Here is an 8,192-nt window from a genome sequence, read left to right on the forward strand (position 1 = left end):
CTCTAGTGTATCATGTCACACGCATAAGCCCTATAGAAGCTGCATGCTATCTGATAATTTTTGAGCATACCTTTGGGCTGTAAGATGCATCGCTTAACTCTCTAGAACATGACATTGCTGTAATTTACTGTATATTTACTCATGCTAGCGACATTCGATATCGCTCGTGACAGCCGCTCATGTTAAACTGCCTATACAATATAGATGGCGAAAAAATAGACGTAGCAAATGTTATTCTATAAAGTATAGCCATGTTTTGCTGTATGCTATGGCACTGTATGCGAATGCCGTATTTAGATACAGTATAAAAATAGCATTGGGTTTTGTTGATCGTATTTGCCATTTAAACCGTTTGATTATGGTTAAATGCATGTGGTCTATGACAGACTTACTATACAAGCGCTATGTATCGAACCCAATCTATCAGTACAATACGTCATAACAAAAACTGCATTCGATAAAAAATTTTTGCTGGTGGATCGCTGACTATTTAGCGTCGTTTTTTATCACTAACCTTTTATATAGCATGATAGCGCCGCTGCTATTATGCGTCTTGTGTCGGAGAAGAAGTATGCAAGCTGTTGGCAATACGTTTATCAAACTGTCCTCAATAACCCTACTGGCGCTTAGCGTCAATCTGGTAGGTTGCCAGACTTTCAAAAATCTAACTGGCGCCAAAGATGGCGAGGCAGTAGAAACAGCTGAAAAATCAGAGCAAGGGTATTATAAGGAGGCCGTCAATCAGATTGACAAAGGTCACTATATCCAAGGTATCGAAGAGCTGACCAATCTGCGCACATTCTACCCAACCGGACAGTACGCTGAGCAAGCCTTGCTGGACATGATGTATGCACAATACGAAGGCGATAAGTATGAAATGGCAGCAGCAAGTGCTGAGCAGTTTATCCGTCTCTACCCATCTAACCCACAAGTCAGCTACGCCTACTATGTGCGCGGCGTTGCCAATATGGAAGGTTCATCTGAGAGCCTAAAGCTCTTTAAACTGAACCAAGCTGAGCGTGATACTGCGTATTTGCGTATTGCCTTTGCCAACTTCCAAGAGCTTATCAATAAATATCCAAACAGCCCGTATGCACCAGATGCCGCTCAACGTATGACGTTCATCTACAATCAGTTTGCTGAGAGCGAAATGAGCGCAGCCAATTGGTATATCGAGCGTGAAGCTTATGTAGCAGCGGTTAACCGTGCCAAATGGGTATTCCAATACTACCCGCTGAGTGAGTCAACGCCAGATGCTCTTGCAGTATTAGCTTATAGCCATGAAAAACTTGGTCTAACCGATTTGGCCAATGAGTACAAAACGCTATTGCAGATCAACTACCCAGAGATGCTAACCAGCAACGGTAGTGTGAAATTAAGCACCAAACGTGACCGTACTTGGCTCAATAAGATTACCTTTGGCAAGCTTGGTCGTTCGAACACAACTGACAAATCAGTCGCGTCTGGCGAGTATAACGGCGCCACCAAGACACAAATGATTCGTAATGCAGCCCAGTTGAGACTAGCAGGAACAAACACGACGCCTGCCAATACTCCAGTCGCCAATAATGCTGCTGCGCGTAATGGTATTAGCGTAGGCTTAGGTCTACCTGAAGCGTCAGCTGAGCGCGTGACCAGCCAATCAAGTACTGGCTCGACTGCACGAGAAGCCAACGTCGATCCCCTAAATACCAATCCAACACGTCGCACTACGTTAAATGACGACAGTGTGAGTGATATGGATAATAATTGATTACGTTAAGTCTTTTAGCCTAACTAACACAGTCTGTATTCATTGATAATAAGGCCAACATTATGTTGGCCTTATTTTTCTAGCAGTATCTTATTACCTCTGCCCCAATATAATCGACCTATGGTAAACTGTTTTTTGTATGAGCATTCCTAACCATATTCTTGAACAACTAAATAGCCAAGCTGACCTGATCAGCATCATTGGTAAACACACCACGCTTAAACGCGCTGGTAGTGAATATAAAGGCTGCTGCCCTTTTCACGGTGAAAAATCGCCTTCTTTTTATGTCAATCCACAAAAAAACATCTATCACTGCTTTGGCTGTAGCGTCGGTGGCAATGCCATCAGTTTTTTGCGTGATTATGAAAATTTGACATTCATTGAAGCGGTCAATGAACTATCAAAACAGACAGGCATTGAAGTACCCAAAGAAGAGCAGCAAAACGTTAGTTATCAACGTCGCGCACCCAAACCTATTGCACCGCCACCAGTTCACAATGTGCCTAGCCCAACTGTAGAACATAGCAAAGTAAGCCAAGACGGTACAAATAAAGACAATCATCAAAATAATCGTCAAGGCATTTATCAAGACAGTCATCAAAATAATGTCGTCCAAAGTGACCAAAATTACATCGATCAGCCCAGTTATGATGACAATCAGGGCTATGAGAACTTTCCACCATTAGAGGCGTATGATTCAGCCTCCTACTCGATGGACTCGTATTCCTCAGAGCCGTATACGCCAAACCATGCAGATGACAGTGGCTATCCACCAGCATGGCTGACAGATACGGATACTGGCGCTGGTATGCAGGACGCTCATGGCATTGAGCAAAGCGATGATAAAGATGGCAACCTATATGAGCTGCTAGAGCAAATCCAGCAGTTCTATCAGCACAATCTGACCACGCACCCCCATGCCAAGCACTACTTTTTATCGCGCGGTATCACTGAAGACATCTTTGAGACCTTTGGTCTTGGCTATGCGCCATTTGGTTGGCAGCATCTTGAGCATCAATTTCCGCAGGATATTGAAGGACTAAAAGCCTTAGGATTGGTACGTCAGTCAGAGTCTGGCCGCGACTACGATCTATTGCGAGACCGAGTCATCTTCCCAATTCGTGATAACCAAGGCCGCACTATTGGTTTTGGCGGTCGAGCGCTTGATGACGAAGTAAAGCCTAAATATATCAACTCCTCAGACTCACCCGTCTTTCATAAGCAGCATGTACTATACGGCTATTATGAATCACGTCAGCAGCGCGCAGATAGCTGGCTAGTGGTCGAAGGCTATATGGATGTGATCGCTCTTTATCAAGCAGGTATCTATGGGGCAATCGCCTCGATGGGTACAGCGATTAATGAAAGCCAAATATCGCGTCTACTGACACTCAATCCAACGCTTACTTTGAGCTTTGATGGAGATAGCGCAGGACAAAAAGCGGCTTGGCGTACACTTGAAGTTGCCCTGCCTGTACTGGCCGATGACAAAGAACTGCGGTTTTTAACCCTGCCAAACAATCATGATCCTGATACTTTTATTAAGAGTCAGGGCAGCGATGCCATGCGTGAGCAAATCGCTAATGCCATGCCGCTATCACAGTATATTTTTGCGTATTTGAGTGAGCGTTATGACATGAGTCTGGCTGAAGGCAAAGCCAAGCTCATGTCTCAAGTACGCTCGTTGACGACCGCCTTACCCAAAGGCAGTAGCTTTCGCTATTTGCTTAACAATGACGTTTATCAAAAGCTTGGCGGCAGGCGCAGTCAGAATGTCGAAGCCAAAGATGCGCTGCTAGATTTTGATGGTGATATGACCATCAGTCAGCAATTGCAGCTTTGTTTTTTGTTTCAGCCGCGCGCGTTAATCGACGACCCTATTGAGTCGATTTGGCAACAGTCAGGGATTAATGGCTTACACCTACCTGCTCATATCAAACAAAAAGCATCGCTTGATACGCTACGTCCGCTTGCGTGGGAAGACTTGCAAGATACTGCTCTGCTAGACATCGTAAGTACTATCAAGCGCTGTCTTAATTACCTCCCAAAAGATGTCAATGCAGCGGCGCATTTTATCTTATCGAATGTAAAGCCTGCGACTCAAGATATGCTCAGCCGCAATTGGGGCGGCTTCTATAAAGCGCTAACCGCACGCAATATTTTGGGGCTTGATGGCCTAATCGAAGAACTAGTCAGCCAGCTGCTTGAGCGCAACATGAAGAAAAAAATACAAGAGCTGATACAGAACCCAGATCACATTAAGCTTGCGATCGTCCGCAAACAAACCCAATTATTGAATGATTGGCTACGCGCACAGCAGGCAGAGCAGTCGGCACAGATGGTTACTGTGCAGTCTTAATGTTTAATTTCAAATGTCGACCCTTTAAAAGTCTAGCAGCTGCCCCCACTACTAATGATTATGCCCAGTAGCATGAGTCACTCCTAAATCATTTAGCTGATGGCAAATAAACGGCAAAAAATGGTCGGTAGCTATCACTAGCTCGTGCTTGACGACTGCGGTCTGTGTTAAACTGTGTCACTGTATATTGACAGCACTGCTTGGTGAATGATTGTGAGCATGCATCTTTAAGCACAAATTTTAGGTATTATTTTTACGTATCTGCTTTTAGATACTATTTTTGAGTATTAAATTTTAAGTACTATATTTTTTTAGGTACTGTATTGAAGTCTTTTTAGCTTTTCTAATTTTTAGCTGTTTTTTAGCATTGTTATTGTAGTGTTTTGAGCCTTTATTCATATCAACTCATTTTTGATATTATTGACAACCTCTACGCCATATTTTGATCAATCGATTGATAAGATCAACGCAAAGAGCGAGCGATAGCGAGTCACAATATAAAAATGTCCGATGCAAGTAAGCGAGTATTTATGAACGATAAGTCAGTTTCTAAGTCCACATCTCAACTGGCCACCTTAATCCAAATGGGCAAAGAGCAAGGGTATCTTACCTATGCTGAGGTGAATGACCAGCTGCCCGACTCTATTACCGAAAGCGATCAGATCGAAGACATTGTGCAGATGCTAACCGATGTTGGTATCAAAATCTTTGAATCAGCTCCTGATGCCGATGACATCTTGATGAACGATGATTCAAGTGATGATGATATGGCAGCAGATGAGGCAGCGGCAGTACTCGCCTCTGTTGAAACTGAGCCTGGTCGTACCACTGACCCTGTACGCATGTATATGCGTGAAATGGGTACGGTTGACCTACTGACTCGCGAAGGCGAGATTGCCATTGCTAAACGTATCGAAGAAGGTATTCGTGATGTGCAGCATGCCATGTCTTACTGGCCTGGTACCGTACAGTTTGTTCTTGACGAGTATCAAAAAGTACAGGACGGCGAAAAAAAGCTATCTGACGTCATCACTGGTTTCTTAGACCCTGAGACCGAAGAAGACAAAATCGCTGCCCAAGAAGCAAAAGAAGCGGCGAAAGAAGAGCGTGAACGCATCAAAGAAGAAAAAGAGAACCCACCGGTTGTCAAAGCCAAGGTCAATGCGAAAGCAGCTGCTCTTGATGAGGAAGATGAAGACGAAGACGACGTTGAAGAAGAAGCAGAAGAAGAAACCAGCGGCCTTGATCCAGAAGAGGTTCGTTTGCGTCTAGAAGAGATTGAGCATCTATTCATTAAAGCCAAGCAAGCATTGCTTGATTATGGCCGTGGTAGCGTACAGGCTGATACAGCATATGCCCTACTTGCTGAACGCTTTATGATGTTGAAGCTAAACAACCGCTTGTCAGATCAAGTCATGGCGATCATGCATGACGTCTATGACGACGTGCGTAAGCAAGAGCGTCAAATCATGCGTTTGGTGATTCGCCGTGGTCGTATGCCGCGTGAAGAGTTCCGTAAGACCTTCCCTAGCAATGAAACCAATGTTGATTGGTTGATTGAACGTATCAAAGGTAAGCCTGCATTTGCTGGTACGCTAGAAAAAGTCACTGATGACGTCATTTTACTTCAACGTCGTATCCGTGATTATGAGCAGCAGCTCGACATGAAAATCCACGATATGAAAGATGTGGCACGTCGTATGGCAGTTGGTGAAGCAAAAGCTCGCCGCGCGAAAAAAGAGATGGTTGAAGCTAACCTACGTTTAGTTATCTCTATCGCCAAAAAATATACCAACCGTGGCCTACAGTTCTTGGATCTTATCCAAGAAGGTAACATCGGTCTGATGAAAGCCGTTGATAAGTTTGAATATCGCCGTGGTTATAAGTTCTCGACCTATGCTACTTGGTGGATTCGTCAGGCGATTACCCGCTCTATTGCTGACCAAGCGCGCACCATTCGTATTCCTGTGCATATGATTGAGACCATCAACAAAATCAACCGTGTCTCACGTCAGTTGCTACAGGAAATGGGTCGCGAGCCAACGCCTGAGGAATTAGGCGAACGCTTAGAGATGGACGAAGTTAAAGTCCGTAAAGTGCTTAAGATTGCCAAAGAACCTATCTCTATGGAAACCCCAATCGGTGATGATGAAGATTCACACCTAGGTGATTTCATCGAAGATGGTACAATCTCAAGTCCTGTGGATGATGCAACGGCTGCTGGTCTACAAGAAGCGACGCGTGATGTACTGGGTAACCTGACTGAGCGTGAAGCACGTGTCTTAAAAATGCGTTTCGGTATCGATATGCCAACGGATCATACGCTAGAAGAAGTTGGTAAGCAGTTTGATGTGACGCGTGAACGTATTCGTCAGATCGAGGCAAAAGCACTACGTAAATTGCGTCATCCATCACGCTCTGAACACTTGCGCTCTTTCCTTGAAAATGACTAAATTTTCAGAAAAATATTGAGCCTAGCTAATAGGCTTTTGATAATCGTTAAAAATAAAAAAGCTGAGTATATCTCAGCTTTTTTTATGCCTGCTTTTTAATTCTAGAACTTATTAATCACAGCATTTGTTAATTACAAAGCTTATTAATTACAAAGCTCCTTAATTGCATAGCGTCCTAGTCATAAATCCCTTTAATCCAAGAGCTCCTCCTTCAAGATATACCCTTATTTTTCTTACTTCCTAATAACTTATTTCATTGAAAATTATCTAACTATAGATACAGACGCTCCTTCAAAAATCACTTTATAGTTGACACTATCAACCTTATTATATATAGTTGCTTCTATCAACTATATCAAAGAGTTTTTATGTCTAACAATTCATTGAGCGAAACACTACATCAATTGATGCATACCTATACCAATCTACTGCTAGAAGGCATTCGTCAGCAAGGTGTCGAGTTGTCCGTGACTAATATCAGAACCTTAAAAGGTGTCTGCTATAACCCGAATAGCACTGCGCTATCAATCTCTAAACACATGCAGCGAGACAAAGCGCAAATCACTCGTGCCTTAAATGACCTTTTAGCAGCTGAGCTAATCTTGAAGACAGATAACCCGCTTGATGGTCGCAGCCAATTACTACAGCTGACCTCTAAAGGCGAAGAAGTTATGGCAAAGCTTGATGCAGCAGAAGAATGGACAAGACAGCAATTAACGAAAGATTTAAGCCTCGTAGAGCTTGCCTTATTTTTCCGTGTCAGTCGCACCATGATAGACAACGTTAGCACCAGCAAGACTATCGATAAATAAGTAAGGAAAGATCCATATGAATAACACAGTAAATCAAAAACCAGTGCGTGAAATCATGACCGTTGCTCACAAGCAAATGATTACTTCGCACTACATTCGTATATACCTCACAGGCCAAGCAGATACTATTGCCAATATCGCGACCATGACAGTTGGTGCAAACAATAAAGTGCTTATTCCTGTCGATAAAGCTCAGCCAATTGACCTAAATGACAATACTACATTCGTTGTTCGCACTTATACTCATCGCGGCGCTGATGTAGCAAAACAACAGATCTGGATTGATTTTGTCGCTCATGGTGACGAGGCGCCCGCTTCAGGCTGGGCCACTCATGCTGAGGTTGGTGACGAGATTGGCATCTTAATGAAGCCTAAAACCAAAGCGCTTTGTCCCGATGCAGATAATTTTCTACTGATTGGCGATGCCACAGCGATACCTGTGCTCGGCTCAATACTAGAAACCTTGCCTGCCAGCGCGACTGGTCAATGCATCATCGAAGTACACGGTGTAGAAGATGAACAAAAGTTGTCGACAGCAGCCAATATCACCATGACATGGTTACATAACCCAGATCCAACACAAGGCAGCCAATTAATCGACACAGTAAAATCTCTCGATTTGCCAACTGCAGAGCAGAGCCGTTTTGCTTATATCGCTAGCGAACTCTGGTAATCCCCCCAATAAATAAGAACACTTACAAATAGAGATTAACTGCTAAAATACACCAGCAGGAGAATCCTATGAAAAAGACACGCTTTAGCGACAACCAAATCGTCAACATCCTAAAACAAGCCGAACAAGGCGTCCCTAAGCC

Annotated in this window: 5 protein-coding genes; all 5 read left to right on the forward strand. The window is 43.6% G+C overall.

From position 1 onward, the window contains the following. The first annotated feature begins 571 nt into the window (after window positions 1–571). The 5 genes from JMX07_RS09005 (at window position 572) to JMX07_RS09025 (ending at window position 8,050) form a co-directional block, all read left to right on the forward strand. The gene (locus tag JMX07_RS09005) at window positions 572–1,753 is read left to right on the forward strand and encodes an outer membrane protein assembly factor BamD (protein ID WP_134292148.1); all 1,182 of its coding nucleotides are present in this window, start codon (window positions 572–574) and stop codon (window positions 1,751–1,753) included. A gap of 139 nt (window positions 1,754–1,892) precedes the next feature. After that, entirely contained in the window at window positions 1,893–4,112 is a 2,220-nt protein-coding gene (locus JMX07_RS09010) for a DNA primase (protein WP_201607515.1), read from the forward strand. A 530-nt stretch (window positions 4,113–4,642) separates the two neighbouring features. Further along, window positions 4,643–6,565, forward strand: coding sequence for an RNA polymerase sigma factor RpoD (gene rpoD, locus JMX07_RS09015; RefSeq protein WP_114701010.1), 1,923 nt, complete (start codon window positions 4,643–4,645; stop codon window positions 6,563–6,565). A 368-nt stretch (window positions 6,566–6,933) separates the two neighbouring features. Continuing rightward, window positions 6,934–7,377 carry a MarR family winged helix-turn-helix transcriptional regulator gene (locus JMX07_RS09020; protein ID WP_201607517.1) on the forward strand — a complete coding sequence of 148 codons (444 nt, stop codon included), beginning with the start codon at window positions 6,934–6,936 and terminating at the stop codon, window positions 7,375–7,377. 16 nt (window positions 7,378–7,393) lie between these two features. After that, window positions 7,394–8,050 (forward strand): siderophore-interacting protein, encoded by a 657-nt coding sequence (locus tag JMX07_RS09025; RefSeq protein WP_201607519.1) that lies wholly within the window; start codon window positions 7,394–7,396, stop codon window positions 8,048–8,050. Window positions 8,051–8,192 lie beyond the last annotated feature (142 nt).

Source organism: Psychrobacter immobilis (genome assembly GCF_904846235.1).
In the GTDB taxonomy this organism is placed as follows: Bacteria; Pseudomonadota; Gammaproteobacteria; order Pseudomonadales; family Moraxellaceae; genus Psychrobacter; species Psychrobacter immobilis_C.